General features: G+C 64.8%; 19 protein-coding genes. 3 read left to right on the forward strand and 16 right to left on the reverse strand.

The genetic code is table 11. The features are described 5' to 3' along the window. On the reverse strand, nt 1–864 hold the full coding sequence (gene sufC, locus BN3270_RS04165; RefSeq protein WP_058985908.1) for a Fe-S cluster assembly ATPase SufC: 864 nt from the start codon (nt 862–864) through the stop codon (nt 1–3). Between the two features lie 339 nt (nt 865–1,203). On the opposite strand from sufC, the gene BN3270_RS04170 reads away from it, so the two are divergent. Continuing rightward, entirely contained in the window at nt 1,204–1,590 is a 387-nt protein-coding gene (locus tag BN3270_RS04170) for a metal-dependent transcriptional regulator (RefSeq protein WP_058985909.1), read from the forward strand. On the opposite strand, the gene BN3270_RS09745 is transcribed toward BN3270_RS04170, so the two are convergent. From BN3270_RS09745 to BN3270_RS04190, 5 genes are all read right to left on the reverse strand, one after another. Then, entirely contained in the window at nt 1,526–1,882 is a 357-nt protein-coding gene (locus BN3270_RS09745) for a helix-turn-helix domain-containing protein (protein ID WP_082673339.1), read from the reverse strand. The genes BN3270_RS04170 and BN3270_RS09745 overlap by 65 nt on opposite strands. Beyond that, nucleotides 1,879–2,115, reverse strand: coding sequence for a hypothetical protein (locus tag BN3270_RS04175; RefSeq protein ID WP_058985910.1), 237 nt, complete (start codon nt 2,113–2,115; stop codon nt 1,879–1,881). Before BN3270_RS04175 ends, BN3270_RS09745 begins: the two co-directional genes overlap by 4 nt. Before the next feature lie 70 nt (nt 2,116–2,185). Continuing rightward, nucleotides 2,186–4,669, reverse strand: a complete 2,484-nt coding sequence (feoB, locus tag BN3270_RS04180) for a ferrous iron transporter B (RefSeq protein WP_058985911.1) — start codon at nt 4,667–4,669, stop codon at nt 2,186–2,188. A gap of 119 nt (nt 4,670–4,788) precedes the next feature. Further along, entirely contained in the window at nt 4,789–5,010 is a 222-nt protein-coding gene (locus tag BN3270_RS04185; protein ID WP_058985912.1) for a FeoA family protein, read from the reverse strand. 46 nt (nt 5,011–5,056) lie between these two features. Continuing rightward, nucleotides 5,057–5,266: a FeoA family protein gene (locus BN3270_RS04190; RefSeq protein WP_058985913.1), complete on the reverse strand. Its 210-nt coding sequence runs from the start codon at nt 5,264–5,266 to the stop codon at nt 5,057–5,059. 690 nt (nt 5,267–5,956) lie between these two features. On the opposite strand from BN3270_RS04190, the gene thrC reads away from it, so the two are divergent. Together thrC and BN3270_RS04200 are read left to right on the forward strand one after the other, a co-directional pair. Then, nucleotides 5,957–7,507: a threonine synthase gene (gene thrC / locus BN3270_RS04195; protein ID WP_082673340.1), complete on the forward strand. Its 1,551-nt coding sequence runs from the start codon at nt 5,957–5,959 to the stop codon at nt 7,505–7,507. Between the two features lie 16 nt (nt 7,508–7,523). Continuing rightward, nucleotides 7,524–7,868 (forward strand): winged helix-turn-helix domain-containing protein, encoded by a 345-nt coding sequence (locus BN3270_RS04200; protein WP_058985915.1) that lies wholly within the window; start codon nt 7,524–7,526, stop codon nt 7,866–7,868. Between the two features lie 430 nt (nt 7,869–8,298). Here the strand turns inward: BN3270_RS04200 and BN3270_RS04210 are convergent, their stop codons facing one another. From BN3270_RS04210 to cpaB, 10 genes are all read right to left on the reverse strand, one after another. Continuing rightward, nucleotides 8,299–8,610 carry a DUF192 domain-containing protein gene (locus tag BN3270_RS04210; RefSeq protein ID WP_058985917.1) on the reverse strand — a complete coding sequence of 104 codons (312 nt, stop codon included), beginning with the start codon at nt 8,608–8,610 and terminating at the stop codon, nt 8,299–8,301. Nucleotides 8,611–9,109: 499 nt separating this feature from the next. Then, nucleotides 9,110–9,538, reverse strand: coding sequence for a hypothetical protein (locus tag BN3270_RS04220; RefSeq protein WP_271711982.1), 429 nt, complete (start codon nt 9,536–9,538; stop codon nt 9,110–9,112). Then, nucleotides 9,535–11,697 (reverse strand): hypothetical protein, encoded by a 2,163-nt coding sequence (locus BN3270_RS04225; protein WP_058985919.1) that lies wholly within the window; start codon nt 11,695–11,697, stop codon nt 9,535–9,537. Before BN3270_RS04225 ends, BN3270_RS04220 begins: the two co-directional genes overlap by 4 nt. Before the next feature lie 6 nt (nt 11,698–11,703). Then, nucleotides 11,704–12,204, reverse strand: a complete 501-nt coding sequence (locus BN3270_RS04230) for a TadE/TadG family type IV pilus assembly protein (RefSeq protein ID WP_058985920.1) — start codon at nt 12,202–12,204, stop codon at nt 11,704–11,706. 224 nt (nt 12,205–12,428) lie between these two features. After that, entirely contained in the window at nt 12,429–12,656 is a 228-nt protein-coding gene (locus BN3270_RS09660) for a hypothetical protein (RefSeq protein WP_271711924.1), read from the reverse strand. Between the two features lie 49 nt (nt 12,657–12,705). Further along, nucleotides 12,706–13,614, reverse strand: a complete 909-nt coding sequence (locus BN3270_RS04245) for a type II secretion system F family protein (protein ID WP_058985922.1) — start codon at nt 13,612–13,614, stop codon at nt 12,706–12,708. A gap of 2 nt (nt 13,615–13,616) precedes the next feature. Further along, nucleotides 13,617–14,585, reverse strand: a complete 969-nt coding sequence (locus tag BN3270_RS04250; protein WP_148335483.1) for a type II secretion system F family protein — start codon at nt 14,583–14,585, stop codon at nt 13,617–13,619. Next, nucleotides 14,555–15,871, reverse strand: coding sequence for a CpaF family protein (locus tag BN3270_RS04255; protein ID WP_058985924.1), 1,317 nt, complete (start codon nt 15,869–15,871; stop codon nt 14,555–14,557). Before BN3270_RS04255 ends, BN3270_RS04250 begins: the two co-directional genes overlap by 31 nt. Continuing rightward, nucleotides 15,862–17,214, reverse strand: a complete 1,353-nt coding sequence (locus tag BN3270_RS04260; protein ID WP_058985925.1) for an AAA family ATPase — start codon at nt 17,212–17,214, stop codon at nt 15,862–15,864. The genes BN3270_RS04255 and BN3270_RS04260 overlap by 10 nt, the downstream gene beginning before the upstream one ends. 10 nt (nt 17,215–17,224) lie before the next feature. Further along, nucleotides 17,225–17,863, reverse strand: coding sequence for a Flp pilus assembly protein CpaB (gene cpaB, locus BN3270_RS04265; RefSeq protein WP_058985926.1), 639 nt, complete (start codon nt 17,861–17,863; stop codon nt 17,225–17,227). Between the last annotated feature and the right edge of the window lie 192 nt (nt 17,864–18,055).

Raw genomic sequence — 18,055 nt, forward strand, 5'->3', positions numbered from 1 at the left:
TTACTTCGCCTCCGCTGCCTTCACGGCAGCTTCCGCGTGGGCCAGGGCGGCTGCGGCGTCGAAAGCCGGAGCCTCGTCTTCGTCGAGGGCGTGCGAGATCTTGTTGCCTTCGATGTCTTCGGCCACGCCGAACTGCTCGAATCCGTGCTTGTCGATATCGCCGATCAGGCTCGCGTCGCCTTCGGCTACCAGGTTGCCCTTGACCATGACGTGCGTGCGGTCGACCGAAAGGTGCTCGAGGATACGCGTGTTGTGCGTGATGAGCAGGATCGTGCCGTCGTTTTCGTCGCGGTAGGCGGCGATGGCCTTCGACACCACGTTGAGGGCGTCAACGTCGAGGCCCGAGTCGGTTTCGTCGAGAATGGCCAGCTTGGGTTTCAGGAGCAGAAGCTGAAGCATTTCGATCTTCTTCTTTTCGCCGCCGGAAAAGCCCACGTTGAGCTCGCGGTCGAGGTAGTCGACGCTCATATTGAGCTGCTCGAGGATTTCGGCGATGCGCTTTTTGAAGCGCTTGCCCTTCAGGTTGAGCTCGGGATGCTGGGCGACGATGGCGCGCAGAAAGCTCTGCAGCGGCACGCCGGGGACTTCGACCGGGGCTTGGAAGGAAAGGAAGAGGCCGTCGCGCGAACGTTCGGCCACGTTCTCTTCGGAAATGTCCTTGCCTTCGAGGGCGATCGCGCCGTCCGTCATCGTGTAGGTGGGATTGCCCATGATGACCTGGCCGAGCGTCGATTTGCCGGCGCCGTTGGGTCCCATGAGCACGTGGGTTTCGCCCTTGCCGATGGCAAGATCGATGCCGTGCAGAATGGGCTTTTCGCCCGCGCTGGCGCATACGCCCTGCACGCTGAGCAGTGCTTCCTCCATTGCATGCCTCCTTGGTTCAAGCAGGACCGGGTCCCGCCGATGAATTTCTCGGTCGATATCCTACCACTTAAGTAGGATATTTATCAGTAGAGGAAGCCCGTTTCTCAATTGTTACTGCAGAAGGCCCAAATTCGCGGCGCGCAGACAAAGAATCTATGCAATTTCATCGGTCGTTCCCTCCCCCTGGTCGCAATCGGTGCGCTCGCGTTCGGCTTCTGCCCTCAGGTCGGACGCGTCGTCTCGGCCCGCCGTTTGCCGCCATGGGGCCAAGAGAGCGTTTGTCCCTCCACCCTGCTACTCGTAAAATAGGGCGGCGAACTAAGGAGTAGGAGGATGCGTATGGCGCTCGTACTACATGAATCGGCGGAAATGTACCTGGAGACCATTTACCGCCTGCATCTGCGCAACGGGTCTGTGCGCGCCGTCGACATCGCCCAGGAAATGGGCTATTCGAAACCCACGATCAGCGAATGGATGGGCAAGCTGCGCGCCGCAGGATACGTGCAGCCCGCCCATGGAAGCGCCATCGAGCTCACCGACGAAGGCGCACGCGCGGCCGAGAAGATCTTCGATCGCCACGTCACGCTCACCAAAATCTTCGAGCATATCGGCGTGCAGCCCGATGTCGCCCAAGCCGACGCCTGCCGCGTGGAGCACTACATCAGCGATGAAACCTTCGACTGCCTGAGGGCCTACTTTGCGCAGAGCGCCAAGCTCGAGGCGTAACGCCCACGCATTCCGAAAACGCCTTCGAAAACTTAGACGGGTTGGCATACCCCAAATCGGCAGCGATTTCGCCGATTGACGACTGGGGGCGGTCGACGAGCATCTCGCAGGCGCGCTGCATAACGAGAAACAGCTCGATCGCCTTGAGCCTTACCAGCCCTTCGGGCTCGTCGTTGGCCTGCATGGTTTCCAAATCGAAGCAGGCCCGCGAAGGTGCGCCCCACTGCGTGAGACGCACCCCGTTGAACAGTTCGATTGCGTGCGATGCGCCGAATGCCCGCCCGCCTCTCATGCGTTGCGAGCCCCTGCCGAACGAACGCGCATCTGCTTGCGCATGCGACGCGCTTGCTTTCGTTCGGCCCGCTTCATATCGCGCACCATTTTATCGGCGGCATTGCAGCCGTTGCAGGACCCGTTGCAGTTATCGCAGGACGATCCGCCCTTGCCCACCAGATGACGAACGGTGGGAATGAGTGCAAGTACGATGAGGGCGAGCGTGATCGCCGTTCCAAAATTCATGTCCATCGATGCTCCTTTCGCAGTTCGAACAGACGGGGCGCGACGGCCTGTGCAAGCGCCGCGCCCCGGGGTGCCGCTAGGCAGCGTCGGCGGCGTTCACCGACAGGCGCACCTTGGCATCGGCGTGCTTGTTGGGGCGCACGAGCAGGTAGAGGGCACCGGCAACGAGGGCGAAGGCCACGATGGTGAAGAAGTTGAAGGTGACTTCGCCGGTCGCAAGGCCCGCCAGCTGGTAGATGACCAGCGACATGCCCCAGGCGAATCCGCATTCGTAGCCGATGGCCGCCCAGAACCATTTGCCGCCGTTCATTTCCTTGCGGATAGCGCCCATAGCCGCGAAGCAGGGAGCGCACAGAAGGTTGAAGGCCAGGAAGGCGTAGCCGGCAGCCGGCGTGAAGGCAGCCTGGACGTTGGCGATCCAGCCAGCGCCGCCAGCGTAGAGGATGCCGAAGGTACTCACGACGTTTTCCTTGGCGATAAGGCCGGTGACCGTCGTCGCGGCGGCCTGCCAGTTACCGAAGCCCTGGGGGATGAAGATCCAGGCGATCGCGTTGCCGAAAGCAGCGAGCAGGGAGGCGGACTGGTCTTCGACCGGGCCGAAGGCGCCGTCGGCGAAGCCGTAGCCGGACAGGAACCAGATCAAGATCGCGGCGCCCAGGATGATCGTGCCCGCCTTCTTCATGAAGGCCCAGCACCGCTCCCAGATGCTGCGCAGGACGAAGCCGGCGGTGGGCACATGGTAGGCCGGGAGTTCCATGACGAACGGAGCTGCCTTGCCCCCGAAGGGCTTGGTCTTCTTCAGAATGATGCCCGAAAGCAGGATCGAGCAGATGCCCAGGAAGTAGGCGCTCGGCGCGACCCACCATTCGCCGCCGAAAATCGCTCCCGAAATGAGCGCGATGATGGGCAGCTTGGCCGAGCAGGGCATGAAGGTGGTCGTCATGACCGTCATGCGGCGGTCGTTTTCGTTTTCGATGGTGCGGGAGGACATGACCGCAGGCACGCCGCAGCCCGTGCCGATAAGCATGGGGATGAAGCTTTTGCCCGAAAGGCCGAAGCGGCGGAAGATGCGGTCGAGGATGAAGGCGACGCGGGACAGGTAGCCGCAGCCTTCGAGCAGGGCCAGCAAGAGGAAGAGGACGGCCATCTGAGGCAGGAAGCCCAAGACCGAACCGATACCGGCGATGATGCCGTCGAGCACCAGGCTCTGCACCTGGTCGTCGACGTTGCCGGCCGCCATAGCGTCGCCCACGAGGGCGGGAATGCCCGGTATCCACATACCGTAGTCGGAAGGATTGGGCTGCTCAACTTCGAGCGCTTCGGCGTAGGCGGCGGCATCGACGGCAACTTTTTCGTTCTCGCCGGTCTCGTCGTCGTAATCATCGTAGGTGGCCGTCACGCCCGCAGCCTCGGCATCGGCGAGGAATTGGCCCATGGCGCTGTCGTAGGCAGCGAGCTCGTCGTCGGTCGCGTCGTCGCCAGGGGCTTCAGGCGCGTCCAAGCCGGCCGCCGCTGCGGCTTCGTTGAAGGCGTCGACCTCGCCGGTGGCCGCCGTGTAGGCATCGGAAAGCTCGGTGTACGCGTCGATCTGCTCCTGGTCGCCGGCTGCGAACCAACCGTCGCCGAAGAGGTTGTCGTTGACCCAGTCGGTGGCGCCGGTGCCGATCGTGGTGATAGAAAGGAAGTAGACGAGGAACATGACCACGACGAAAATCGGCAGAGCTAGGAAGCGATTGGTCACAACGCGGTCGATCTTGTCGGAGACCGATTCCTTCTGCGCGCTCGCATGGGTCAGGCAGGAGTCGATGATCGAGGTAATGTAGTTGTAGCGCTCGTTGACGATGATGCTTTCGGCGTCGTCGTCGAGTTCCTTTTCCAGCTTGGCGATGAGGCCGTCGACATCGGGCACGGCGCTCATATGGCCGGCGATCTTCTCGTCGCGCTCGAAGACCTTGACCGCGAAGAAGCGGCGAACGTGCGCCGGCACGTCGGCGGGCAGCTTGGCTTCGATTTCGGAGAGGGCTTCTTCCACTTCCGCGGAGAAGCGATGGGCGCGCACGGGCGCCGCACCGGAGCGGGCGACCTCGAGCAACTTGGTGCGCATCTCATCGAGGCCTTTGCCCTTCAGGGCCGAAATAGCCACGACCGGCACGCCCATTTTTTCAGACAGGGCGGCAAGGTCGATCGAGTCGCCGTTCTTTTCCACAACGTCCATCATGTTCACCGCGATTACGGTGGGGATTCCCAGCTCGATGGCCTGGGTGCTCAGGTAGAGGTTGCGTTCGAGATTGCTGCCGTCGACGATGTTGAGGATTGCGTTCGGAGCGCCGTCGATGAGGTAATCGCGCGCTACGACCTCTTCGAGGGTGTAGGGGGACAGCGAGTAGATGCCGGGCAGGTCGACGATCGTGACGTCGTTTTCGCCCTTGAGCTTGCCGGTTTTCTTTTCCACGGTGACGCCCGGCCAGTTGCCCACGTACTGGTTGGCGCCGGTAAGCGCATTGAAGAGGGTGGTCTTTCCACAGTTGGGATTGCCCACCAGCGCTACGTTGAGTTCCATTGAACCTCCCTTGCCGCTCCTGAAGCGCGACGATTATTAGGAATTCCTACTTGTTAGCCTTAGTTAACTGTTGGCCCTGAAAACGCCTTGACCCTGCCCGCAACGAGACATGCAGAAGCCTACTTGACTTCCACATGCTCGGCTTCGGATTTGCGCAGGGACAGTTCGTACCCGCGTACCGTCACCTCAATCGGATCGCCCAGGGGCGCCACTTTCCGAATGTAGATTTCGGTGCCTTTCGTAATGCCCATGTCCATGATGCGACGCTTGGTCGCCCCCTCGCCTACGAGGCGCGCGACCGAGACCGTTTGGCCAGTAGATACCGTGTCGAGCGTAGCCATGGTCCCCCTTCCTTTCTCTGCCTAGCTTTCGTGCGCGCTTCGCGTGTTACACGAGTACGCAGGCGGCCAATTTCTTATCGAGGGCGACGCGGGACCCGCGCACGTTAACGATAAGGTTGCCGCCGATGCGGGATACCACGTTGATTTTCGTGCCGGGCACGAACCCCAGGCCTTCGAGATGGTGGCGTACGTCGCCCTCGCCGGCCACGGCATGGATGAGATAGTTTCCGCCCGATTGAACCTTTGTGAGCACCATGCGAAACCTCTTTCTCGCACCGATCCCGCCCAGAGCTTTCCGCACAAGAAAAGTTAGGCTCTTCTAATAACAGATTGAATGTTAGCCGTTCCTAACAGTTAGTCAAGTCTAATTTGCACCGGAGCGTTCGGAGCAAAGCGCGAAGCACGACAGGGCCCCGATGCCTGCCGCAGGGTGCTTCGAAGGCCAAGCGAGGCGCTCCCCTATGGAGAAGGCCGCGCACGCTCCCACCTCGCAGCACGCCCCGAAACACTGTCCCCACACAGAAAAACCGGCCCTTGCGGACCGGCTAGAAGTTCAAAAATCGGGCAGGTTCCGGGAGAAGCAGACGGAACCTGCCCAGACCCTCATGCGAGATAGCAGACGAGAAGGAGGTGTGCATGGGGCCTTCGAGTTAACGTTGTCAAAGGGAAGCCGACTGTTGTTGCATTCGGTTAACTTCCGATGTGCACAATATTAGATATGCCTAACTTTTTGTCAAGCAGCTTTCTCGATTTTTTTTCATCGCCTCTCGCGGCTTTGGGGAACGGCCGTGCCCCGCAAGCTCGTGAGCGTGCGTGACATCTCTGTGCCACACCGCTTCCGTGGTTTTTCGCGCACATTACGACCCTTGCTCATGCAAAAGCTCGGGAGTCGATGGGCTCGTATATACTGGGTGCGACCTATTCACGCTCAACGGAGGAAGAGACCATGGTGGAAAATTTGTACAGGGACACGCGCGGGCGCGCGGGCGACCCGGTGCCGTTCACCCAGGCAGTCGTCGACGGTTTGGCGGCCGGCGGCGGGCTCTACGTCCCCGAACACATTCCCCATTTCACCCTCGACGAGATCGTCGACCTCGCCAGCGTGCCCTACGCCCAACGCGCCGCACGCGTCTACAAGGCCTTCGGCGTCGACCTGCCCGACGAAACCGTCGATACGCTGATGGCCGCCGCCTACGGCAGCAACTTCGACACCGAAGACATCTGCCCGATCACGTCGCTTGACGACAAGACCCACGTCCTCGAGCTTTGGCACGGTCCCACGAGCGCCTTCAAGGACATGGCCCTTCAGTGCCTGCCGCTCTTCTTCAGCGCGAGCGCCGAAAAGCTGCGCGCGCAGGGTGCCATCGACCATACCTTCCTGATCCTCGTCGCCACGTCGGGCGACACGGGCAAAGCCGCCCTCGAAGGCTTTGCCGACAAGCCGGGCGTGCAGATCGGCGTGCTCTACCCTGAAGGCGGCGTGAGCGACATCCAGCACAAGCAGATGGCCACGCAGACCGGCGACAACGTGATGGTCTGGGCCGTGCGCGGCAATTTCGACGACTGCCAGACCGGCGTGAAGCGCACCTTCAGCGACAAGCAGTTCGCCGAAGAGCTGCAGAAGGTCCACCATGTGGCGCTTTCGAGCGCGAACTCCATCAACTGGGGCCGCCTGCTTCCCCAGGTCGTCTACTACGTCTCAAGCTATGCCGTGCTCGTCGCCCAGGGCAAAGTCGCCGCCGGCGACCCGATCGACGTCTGCGTGCCCACGGGCAACTTCGGCAACATCCTGGCCGCCTGGTACGCCAAGCAGATGGGCACGCCGATCGAGCGCCTCTTGTGCGCGAGCAATGAGAACCGCGTGCTCGCCGACTTCATCAACACCGGCACCTACGACATTCGCGACCGCCCCTTCGTGCTGACCCCCAGCCCTTCGATGGACATCCTCGTCAGCTCCAACCTCGAGCGCCAGCTCTTCGAGCTCACCGGCCGTGACCCGCAAGCTATCGCCAGCTGGATGGACGACCTTGCCCGCGAGAGGGCCTTCCGCGTCGACCCCGACACCTTCGCCAAGCTCCGCGCCGATTTCGCAAGCGATTCGGTGAGCAGCGAGGACTGCCTGAAGACGATCAAGGACGTCTACGACGAGCATTCCTACCTGCTCGACCCGCATACGGCCGTCGCCTTCGAAGTGGCTCAGCGCCTTCGTTCCGATAACCCGGTCCTCATCGCCAGCACCGCCCACTGGGCCAAGTTCGGCCCCAACGTCTACCGCGGCCTGCACGGCATTGCACCTGGCGAAGACCTACCCGCAGAGGTTGCGTCCCTCACCGGGTGCCAGCTCAACCGCCTGATCGTCAAGGAAACCGACCTGCCCTTCATTCCCGCAGGCCTTGCATCCCTCGACGAGGCGCCCCTGCGCTTCACCGAGACGATCGACGCCGGAGAAGCCTCGATCGAAGACGCCACGCGCGCCTTTCTGTCAAGGAACCAGTAGGAAAGCAGGTGGCCCCATGAGCACATCTCCGCAGTTCGCTCCATCCATCAAACTGATTCTGCAGAACCCCTCCTCCGAGAGCGGGTCCGCCTTCGGGCCCGGCATCGCCGCTCTCTGCACGTCGGTGCGCGAAACCGGGTCCCTCAACGCCGCCGCCAAATCGATGGGCATGGCTTACAGCAAGGCCTGGCGCATCTTCAAGGAAACCGAGGCGACGCTCGGCGTGACCCTGCTCGACCGGGACGGCACCCACGGGAGCACGCTCACGCCCGAATGCGAGCGCATCCTTTCGGCCTACGAAAAGATTCTCGCGGACCTGCGCGCCCAGGCGCAACGCGAAACCAAAGAGCTGCTCGGCTAGCCTTCGGCACCAAGAGGCAGAGGCTCCAAGCGCACCACGAGCTGGAAGCGCGCAACCCCCGCATCGAATGCGAGAGGGACATACGCCGCCGCGGGGACCGTACCTCCCCCGGCGGCGTTTTCATGTGCAACCGATCGCCCTTCCGCAGCTGACGCAGAAGGAGCGGGAAATACAGAGGGGTCGCCTGCCACGGCCGACACGGACGTCGCGAGAGGTACAGAGGGGCCGCCTTTGGCGCCCGCTTCCATCGGGGCGGATCCCGCGGTTCCGTTTCCCGGCGTTGAAGAGGAGGGCTCGGCCCTTTCGACGGCGGCGTCGGGCACGTGAGCGGCCGCCACCCCCTGATCGCTGGTTTCATCGAAGCGATGCATACAGCCGAAGCATACAGGCATATCGTCGAATACCTGGGCTTTGCATACCGGACACGTTTTCATCTCTGCTTTCCTTCCGTTTGAAAATCAAGTTCCATGCGCGAACCCGCAGGGGGAAGCGCGCCTTTAGCGCAAAAGCGCTCGATTGCAATGTGCGCCTTGGGGCACGAAACCACGCGATGGGGCGGCACGTCCGCATAGGAGGCGAGCACCCGTCCCTGCGCGTCAACGAAAACCACATCGAGCGGACACCGCATACCGAAGGTGTGCACGCTTCGACAAGGCGCGAGCACGAGCACCGTGTCGTCGCGCGGACGCCCAATCAGCCCGCGCAACCGGGCCCAGGGCGTACAGGCAACCACCACGCTCATGACCGCCCCTCCACCGCAATGACCACGCAGGTGCCCCCAGCCACCGCCCGACAGAATGCGAACGCCCACCGGTAGGGCCCCTCCGCCCGCTCGAAGGTATCCCCCCGACCTTGGGAGCCCGCTCCCTCAACCTCATGCCAGCCGCGGTCGGCAAATTGTCCCCGCACGATTGCGCGCGCCTCTTCTTCGCCGAAGGGCGAAACGACGCCGACCACGCCACCCCGCCCCTGCACCTGCAGGGGATTCAAAGCCCCTACGTCGCACGCCTCTGCCGCGAAGTCGCCGGGCACTCCCCCTGGGCACAACGTCGACCCGCTCAATCGTGCAAACGCCTGGTCGACAAAGCCGGACGGGCTCGTCTCCGCTGTCGTTTGATCGGAGAGGGCCCCGTCAGGCGAAGACGGCGCATGCGCAAAGGCGGCCAGGTGTGGGACAACGATGGCCCCGGCGCACAGGAGCGCCACAAACGCCGTCGCGATCGCCGCGCGCATACGCCAGCTCATAGGATCGCCCCCGGTTTGTAGGGATCGATCACAAGTGCCGTCTCGTGGGCGACGGGCGGCAGCGATACGCCGAAGACGTTTCCCGAAAACGGCCTGCCGAACAAGTGGGGGCGGTATTCCAGACGGGCCACGAAGCGCACGTAACCTGGAGAGCGGCCTTCCGCGCGCACCGACACGCTTTCGTAGCTCGCGTCGAAACGGCCGGCCAGATCCCCCTCGACGCGCGCAGCGCACGCCGAGGCAGTCTCGCCGTACGCAGGCGCCGTCGCGTTGGCTCGTACGGCATCGCGCGCCAACCGGTCGAAGGCGGCGCACTCCCCCAAGAGCAGAAGCGCGTTCACGGCGATTACCGCAACGGCGATAAGTACGGGGAGGGCCACCATGGCCTCGACGGTCACCTGGCCGGGCGAACCCCCCTTCATCATGTCCACGGTTCCACCTCCTCCTCGCGCGCAACGAGCGACTTCAGAGCCTCACGCGCCTGCTGGATACCGTCATGGCCTGCCGTGCGCAGAGGTTCGGGCAAGGTAATCGACAGGGGCACCGACGGCCCTTCTTCGCCGAAGAGCTGGATGCGGGCGATTTCGATCTCCTGGCTCGATCGCTGGTCGTACTCCTCGGTAATGAAATCGGCGTTGAGATCGATAGCGGCGCGCAGGGGGTTCTGTTCGGTGGGGCGCAAATGCGCACCGATGCGCTTCGCTTGGGCAAGGGCTGCCATCGGTTTCGAGCCGTCTGCCCCCACCACGTGCCAGCTGTTCACCGTCACCGGCTTCCACGCCGCAAGCTCTGCCGGCTCGAGCCCCGCATCATCAACGAGCGTTTCGATCTTCTGAGCAGCCCATGTGCCCAAACCGCTCGCACCCGCCTTGATCGGCACGGCATCCCCGATCTGCCGTACCGCATCGAGCGCAGCGTCGTGACCCCGCGTGTAGGACCCGAGCAAGGTCGACCACAGGTCGAGCACGAGCTTCGGCGCGCCCGCGATGCCCACCGCATCTGCGTCCACATTGTCGAGCAGGGACGTGATAACGTTTTCGGTTTCCGACGTGTCGTCGCACGCGAGCGTCGACGCCGAAAGCGCAACGCGCGCGCCCAAAGCCGTGGGCTGCGCAACGAACGACGAGGGAAAGAGGTCGTCGCCCGCCACCTCATGCACATCTGCCACAAGAGCGACCGCACCGATCGACCCGGGCGGAGCCACATGAATGCGCTGCGCCGCCGCCTGCTTGGCCACATCGCCCAGTACCTGGGAAAACGCTTCCAGAGGCCCTTGCACCTCCCGCTTGGCCGCATCAGCCTCGGCGCGCTCCCGTGCATAGACGCCGGCCTCTTCGGCCACGATGCGGTACCAATGCTCGAATCCGTTTTCAATAGAGGTCGATGCCGCCGCAACCGATCCCAAGCTCGCCGGCGTGAACGCGCAGTCCGGGCAGACGGCATAACCGCCCGCCTCTAGATCGGCAACGGAACCCGTACCCACGAGCGCATCCCTGCCGCAAGCGGGACAGCCCTGCCATGCATGCATAGTGCGCGTGCCATCGCCTGCGGCGGTTACCGGATAGACCCGTTCGGTAAAGAGGTCAGTGGCGCGCATCTCGTCGGTGTTGGCGGGCAACAGGGGCAGATAGGCCTCGAAAGCGTCACCCGCTTCGCGCACGTAGGCGCCGCCCAGTTCCTTGACGGCATAGGCATAGAAGCGGGCACGCAGAGCCGAATTTGCCCCTTCGTCGACCCCTTTGCCGAGCGGCCTCTCCCGCGCCTGCCGTTCGGCGTAATAAGCCCGCGCACGTTCGAGAGCAACCGCAAACGACCAGGTGTCCGCACTCGAGAAGAGGGGGTTGCGCGCGCCCGAAAGACCCGCTAGCTTTTCGGCGCGCTCGTACATGCAAAAGCCGGGCGCATTGCCGCAATCGGCCCGCCAGGCGCGCTCCTTGCTTGCCTGGGCCCGCTTCGAAGCCTCTTCAGCACGTGCGGCCGCTTGCGCCACCTGGTCCTGGCGCTCCCGCAGGTCGTCGATCGCCCGCGTCGCCTCGTCGATCGACCCGAAATCGATGGGCGCGCCTGCTTCGGGAGCGAGAAAGGCGATGCCGAAGTAGCGGGCGCAATCGTCGTTGTTGGCCTGCGCAACCTGCGACGCCTGCACGGCCGCGAAATAAGGCAGCAGATCTTGGATGGCGTTCAGGCGGTCGGCCGCTCCTTCAGCGAAGCTCTGCCGCGCGTGGGCGATATCGGCCGACGCATCGAGCAGACGGGAGGCGAGCGCCTGTCCTCCGGGGACGCACAAGGCCACCGCCCCTGCACCTGCGGTAATCGCAGCAGAAAGCGACAACGAGAGCACAACGGCATCGCAGACCTGCGCCACGATATAGAAGGAGGCCACTTGGTTTTCAGCGGCCAAGGCAGCCGCATCCGCCACATTCTGGACATCAGCCGCGACTGAATTGATCTTGTAGACCTTCGCGGCGCTGAACAGCAGCGCAAGCGTAACGAGCAGGGCGACCACCATCCCCACCGTCGTAAAGCCGCCATCGGATTCGTGAAAGGCCCGCCGCATGGGGCGGGGCTCCGTTTGACCCATCATGCCCACCTATCCTCTCGCCGTCGCCCACGCATCGGGGTCGACGCCGGCCGCCTGGGCCCACGCCGGTTGGGTGCGCGCCGTCTCACGCACGTCCACCGTGAGATAGCCTGCGCCATCGACCGCCCCCGCGAGGGAGGCCGCCGCATCGAACAGGGGAAGCGGCCTTACTTTGGTGCGAATAGAGACCGCCACCTCGCCTGCGTACTCATCGCCCTCGCAGGTGATTTCCCAGGTGCACGACGGTTCATGCACGTGGAAGAGATCGTGCGGCGGAATGGCCCCCAGCGAGCGCCTAACTACGTCCTCGCACATCACCGGTGAAGACCCGCCCGCCTGCGTGCTCGTGGCGAGCAGGCGGCAGCCCTGCGCCGCCGCCCCCTGCATGACGATGCGGTCGTAGAGCAAGATGCCCGGCTGCAGCAGCAGGAGCAGGACGATGAACAGCACCGGCACCAAGAAGGCCGCTTCGACCGTCGCCTGCCCGGCTTCGTCAGTACGCGAGCACATCTGCCCACGCCCCAATCGAAGCGCCCACGCAATGGGAAGCGCTCACCAGCGCATGCCGCACGAGCGCTCCCCCGTCGAGCAGGTGCCACACGGCGGCGAGCCCGCCCGCGACCGCCACGAAAGCGACGAGAAGCAGGGCGAGTTCGACCGTTCCCTGACCGTGCGTTTCGCAGATACGCCGTGCACACGCGCGCAGAGCGCCCCTGCGAGACGACGCGATACCCTTACAGGCCGTTGATGCCGTTCGCGATCGCATCCCAAAGCTCCTGAATCTTGGGGCGAAAGACCGTGATGGCCAAAATCGCGATGACGACGAGCACGCCTACTAAAATCGCGTATTCGGTCGTTCCCTGCCCACGCACATCGTGCGCAAGCGACACGGCAGCGGCGCGTCCGCGCGCGCACAAGGTACGGGTTGCATCCCCTACCCTTTGAATCGATATCCTTTTCATCTGTCCCTTCCTTTCCGCGCCCACAAGGCGCATCGCATTCCCTTGACGCTCACCAACCCTGCGCTAAATCGAGCAGCACCGGTCCGAGTACCAAAATGAGCATCGACGGCAAGATGAGCGTGCCCACAGGAACCATCATCTTCACCGGGGCCTTCATGACCGCCTCTTCCACGTCGGCTTTGCGCGTCCGCCGAGCCTCTACCGCCAAAGATTCGAGCGTGTCTGCCAGCGGCGACCCGAAACGGGCCGAGCGCACGACTGCGTCCACCACGCGCCCGAGCAAGGGCACCTCGTAGGTTGCGGCCAGCCGGCGGAGGGCGGCTTCGCGCGTGGCAAGACCCGATTGCCACTCCATGCGGGCTTCGTCGAGTTCGCGGGCAAAATCGCCTTCGAAGCAAGCCCCGTAGAGCTCGATCGAGCGGTCGAGCGAAAGTCCGCTGCGCAAGCCCAGGCAGAGCACCTCGATCGATTCCGAAAGCGCACCGTTCAACGTGCGCGCCCGCGCCCGCACGGCCTGGTCGAGCGCCCAGGGGACGGCCCGCGCCCCCACCACGCACCCTGCCACGGCGCCGAGCAGGGCCAGCTGGACACTGACCACCGCACCCGCGAGCACCCCCGCGCACGCGCAAAGCGCGATCGTCTCGAGACGGACCCGGCAGAGCCCGTCAACCGTTACCGACCGCTCGAGACCGGCCACGCGTGCCTTGCGCGCAAACGACGCGGTCCCCAGGCGCGCCCAACCGGGAACCGGCGCACGGTCACGCGACCGCTCCTGCGCCCGCCGCACAAGAGCCTGCGCAAGCCCCGTGCGCGCCTTCGCCCCCGAAGGCGCCCCTGAAGCGATTGCATGCAGATGCTTGGCCCGCATTCCTTCGACATGCGCACGCAGGCCCTGCCATGCGGCGAGCGAGCCACCGACCCCGGCCGCAACCGCTCCCGCCCCGACCAGCCACTCCATCGCTAGTCCACCTCCACATCGAGCAAGCGACGCACGGCAACGATGCCCGCCACCTGCATCGACACCGCCATTCCGAAGAGCGCCATACCCGCTGGGGAGGCGAAGAACGGACCCAGGAAGTCCTCCGAAAGCGCCGAAAGGGCGGCAAGGAGCAGGAAGGTGACGCCCACCACTACGCGTGCAGACAAGCGCGCCTGAGCCGTGTGGACCCGCAGCGACCGCTTCAGATCGAGCTCGCCTTCGAGCGAATCGCGTGCCGCACCGATCACAGGACCCATGCTCCCGCCTGCCTGGTGCTGTATCTCGAGCGCCGCCGACAGAAAGGACAACTCGGACACGCCCGAGTCGGCGCGCATGCGCGCAAGCACCGCAGGAAGGGGCTCCCCGGCTTCGAAACCGCGCGCCGCCCGGTCGAACACGTCGCTTAAGGGGCGCCGCGCCTCGCGCGCCAGCTGTTGAAAGGTCTGAGCCTGGCTGAGTCCCGCGTGGAAGCAGGCCTCCATCGTACGCAGGGCATCGGGGAGGGCGTCGCGCACGCGTTCTCGCTGCTGGCGCACGCGGCGCGACATGCCTCCCGCCACGGCGAGCGCTGCCGCCGCGGAGAGCGCCGCACCCGCAACCGGCGTGAACGCAAGCGCGCTGGCCGCCCCGACCGCCAGAGCGAAGGCGACGAGCAGAGAGCACGCGCTCTCACGGCTCGCTGCAATGCCCCGATACGCCAGGAGCTCGACGGCCCCCGCCGCCCACACCCCCATGCGCGTTCGGTCGATCAGACGGCGGGCCAGCGGCGTGAGCGCCGGCACCCCATGGGCGAGCGCCCGGCGCGCAAGCGAAAGACCGCCCGCCGCCTGAGCCACCCGGGCAGCGCGCGCCCCTTCCGCCACGAAATTCGCACACGCGGCTGCCGCACACGCCGCGCAGGCAAAGGCGCACGCGACGGCTACGAGGAGAACGAGATTTGACGTTTCCATAGCTCCACCTCCTCGGATGAAAGCCGATCGTCATCGAGCCATGCGGGGGCTTCCCGCCAGGTACCTGCCGATGCGTTGCGGGACTTCTCGTAGAGGGGAACCACCTCAAGGGCACGTGCCTCTCGGTCGTAGCGCACCTCGTCGATCTCGCACGTGCGCCGCTTTCCGTCGGCGGACCGCACGGTCTGAACGATGTAGTCGAGCGCGCTTCCAATCTGCGCTTCGATGACGTCGACCGGAAGATCGACCGCGTAGCGCACCATCGTCGTAAGGCGCAGCACGCAATCGGAAGGCGAATTTGCATGCAAGGTCGTAAGCGACCCTTCATGACCGGTGTTCATGGCCTGCAACATATCGAGCGCCTCCCCGCCGCGGCATTCGCCCACGATGATGCGGTCGGGGCGCATGCGCAGCGCGTTGCGCACGAGGTCGCGGATCGTCACCCGGCCGGTGCCTTCGGCGCTCGGCGGTCGCGATTCCAAGCGCACCACATGGGGGTGTTCCAAAAACCGCAGCTCGGCGGAATCCTCGATCGTCACGATGCGCTCCTCGCGCGCGATTTCGCAGGACAGGGCGTTGAGCAGGGTCGTTTTCCCACTGCCCGTGCCGCCCGATACCGCAAGGTTTTTCCTCAGGCGCACGAGCCAACGCAGAAAGACGGCGACCGGGGGCTCGACAGAACCCGAAGCCTCCATCTCAGCGAGATTGATGACCTGGGGAGAGAACTTGCGGATGGTCACCGCCGGCCCGTCGATCGCGATAGGCGGAATCACCGCATGCACGCGATGCCCTTGCGGAAGGCGGGCGTCGACCAAGGGCGACGATTCGTCCACGCGGCGGCCGAGCGGCGCGATGATACGATCGATGAGCGCGCGAACCTCCTCGTCGTTGGCGAAGGGCTCGGGGACGTGCTCGAGCACCCCTGCGCGCTCGATATAGAGCGAGCGGCTCCCGTTCACCATGATTTCGGTCACCGAATCGTCGGCAAGAGCCCATTCGATAGGTCCGAACCCGAACACCTCGTCGAGAAAGGCCTCGGTGAGACCCGCACGCACGCGCGCATCCGACACGAACCAGGGGTCCTCGTCGAAGACGCGCCTGCAGGCGGTACGTACCTCGCTCTGCGCCCGCGCGGGGTTGTTCGCCCGCAAGCGCACGATTTCCTGCGAAGGCAAGAGGGCCTGCACGCGGCAGCGCAGCTCTTCCAGCAGTTCGGGGTCGCGCTGCCGCGCGCTCGGGGCAGCCGTCGCATTGCCCGCCTGCCGCACGCGTTCGGTCAGAGACATGCCGCCGCCTCCTTTCGCCTCCGCGAGCGGAAGAGACCGCGCCGCGTCGCGCCCGGGGCTTTGCCCGACACGCCCCCGTCGCTTTCGGGGAAGAGCTCGAGGGCAAGTTTGGCCAAGCTCAGGTAGAGGGGGTTGTGGGCATCGGCGACGTCGAGCGGTTGGCCGGACCCCAGATACTCCCGTACCGCCTTTCCCCCATCAGGAAACTCGATAGCGTGGGCAGTCCCCAAGGCCGCCGACACGTCGATGCCGCTGAACAGCGCCTGCTTCGACCAGCGGTTCACCGCGAACACGAACTGCTTGGTAGCCGCCCCGCACCGGGCGCAGAGTTCGAGTACATGACGGCACAGGCGAATCGACGTGGGTCGCTGGTCGAGCACGAAAAGCACCTGGTCGGACAGGCCGATAAGGTCCATCTGCACATCGCCCCACGCAGGGCCCGTATTCACCACCACAGCGTCGAAGCGGCCCGCCAAGGCGCGCACGACGTCGGCCACCCGGCCGGCGAGCTCTTCTGACGCCTCGAGCCTTTCGGGTGACGACACCACCGCCGGCAGGCGCCCCTTGGGAGAAAGCGACGCCGCTCGTTCGGGCTGATCTGCCAGCTCTTCGATTCCGATCGCCCGATCGGTCCCCATGAGGTAGCGGACGTCCCCGCATTGCAGGTCGGCGTCGACGACGACCGTGCGCACGCCCCGCTGCTGTATAGCCACGGCAAGGAGGACGGCCACCGTGCTCTTGCCCGTGCCCCCGCCGGCTCCCACCACCGCAACGACCGTCCCGCCTGGCCGATCGCCCTGCTCCGCCGCTGTCGCAGATAGGGCACCAAAGCCGGAACCGGGCCCCTCGCCCACGGCAACCGGACGTCGCGCAGCCGCCTCCCCTTCCCGCTCGTCTACCTTTGCCGCGCGCTCGCGCAGCATGAGGTCGATCGGCCCCGTGCTCTCCTTCGTGCGCGCAAGCGAATCCTGAAGAAGGGCAGCCTGCTTGCAGGTCCCGTACGCTTGGAGGAAGGCCGTCTCGTCGAGCACGTCGGAAATGCCCGCCGCCCGCGCCCGGCTCAGAAGCGACCCCGACCCATGAAAGGCGACGAGCTGCACCGCCATGCCGTCCGCCCTCACCGCCGCAGCCAAATTGAGGGCGCAGACGTCGTCGCTGCCCGCGACCCACACGATGAGCCCCTTGCCGTGCGACTGAATCCAACTGCGTGCGAAGGTCGCATCGGTCATAACCGCAAGCCAGCCCTGCTCGGCAAGATTCTCATCGGGAAGGCCAAGCAATTCGGGATGCCTGACCTCTTCAGACGACGCGCAGAGCACCGCGCGTACCTTATTCACCGTCATGGGAAACCTCCTATTCGCTTTCGGGGGACATGGTGTCGGAGGGAAGGGCCAGATACAGCGACGAGGTATCTGCCGCCGTCACCAGCTCTTGCACCCGATCGGGAGGGACGGCGAGCGTGACCCACATGCGCGAAGACCCCTGTGCGCCCTGGGCGAGCACGCGAGCGCCCGGTACGATCAGGCTCGCTCCGCTCGCCCCCGTGGCGTAGACATCGACGCGAGCATCGACCGGAAGCGCACCCCCTACCGCCTGAGCGCTGTCTACCTCGATGCTGAGCGCCGAGGTTCCCGCAGGCACCTGCACGTCCGACGAGGACGCTTCGAGCCGCGTCTGGGTGACGACTTCCCCCGAAACGATCGCAGACGCCACCGACGCCCCCTCGACGTCGGAAAGCGAGGACACCGCCCCGTTGGGCAGAAAGTCGACGAGCCACTGGCGCTGTTCGGTGTTTGATGTATTGAGCGTCTCGCCCGGCGCGATATCGCGCGTGGCCACACACACCTGGGCCTGCTCGCCGCCGTAGCGGGCGAGCGCCTCATCGCGCGTCGCCCGCGCATCGGCCTGCACGCCGTGAGCGTAGACGAGCACCGACCCTGCGCAGAGCGCGCCGCAGACAAGCGATATGACGATCATGCCCCTTCGCTTCATAGGCCCCCCTTCGATCCGTATGGAGCACTATGACAGCCTCACCTATCGCAACGCTTCGAGCTTCTCCTCGCTTCGGGCGTCCCGCGAAAGCGCGCGAGCCGCCGAACCGGTGCAGAAGCGTCGCGCTTTCGCCTCAGACAGGTCCCGCAGCAATAAAAAAGCGAGCCGCGCTCAGGCGGCTCGCTTCGCATA

Source organism: Hugonella massiliensis, assembly GCA_001486445.1.
Lineage (GTDB): Bacteria > Actinomycetota > Coriobacteriia > Coriobacteriales > Eggerthellaceae > Hugonella > Hugonella massiliensis.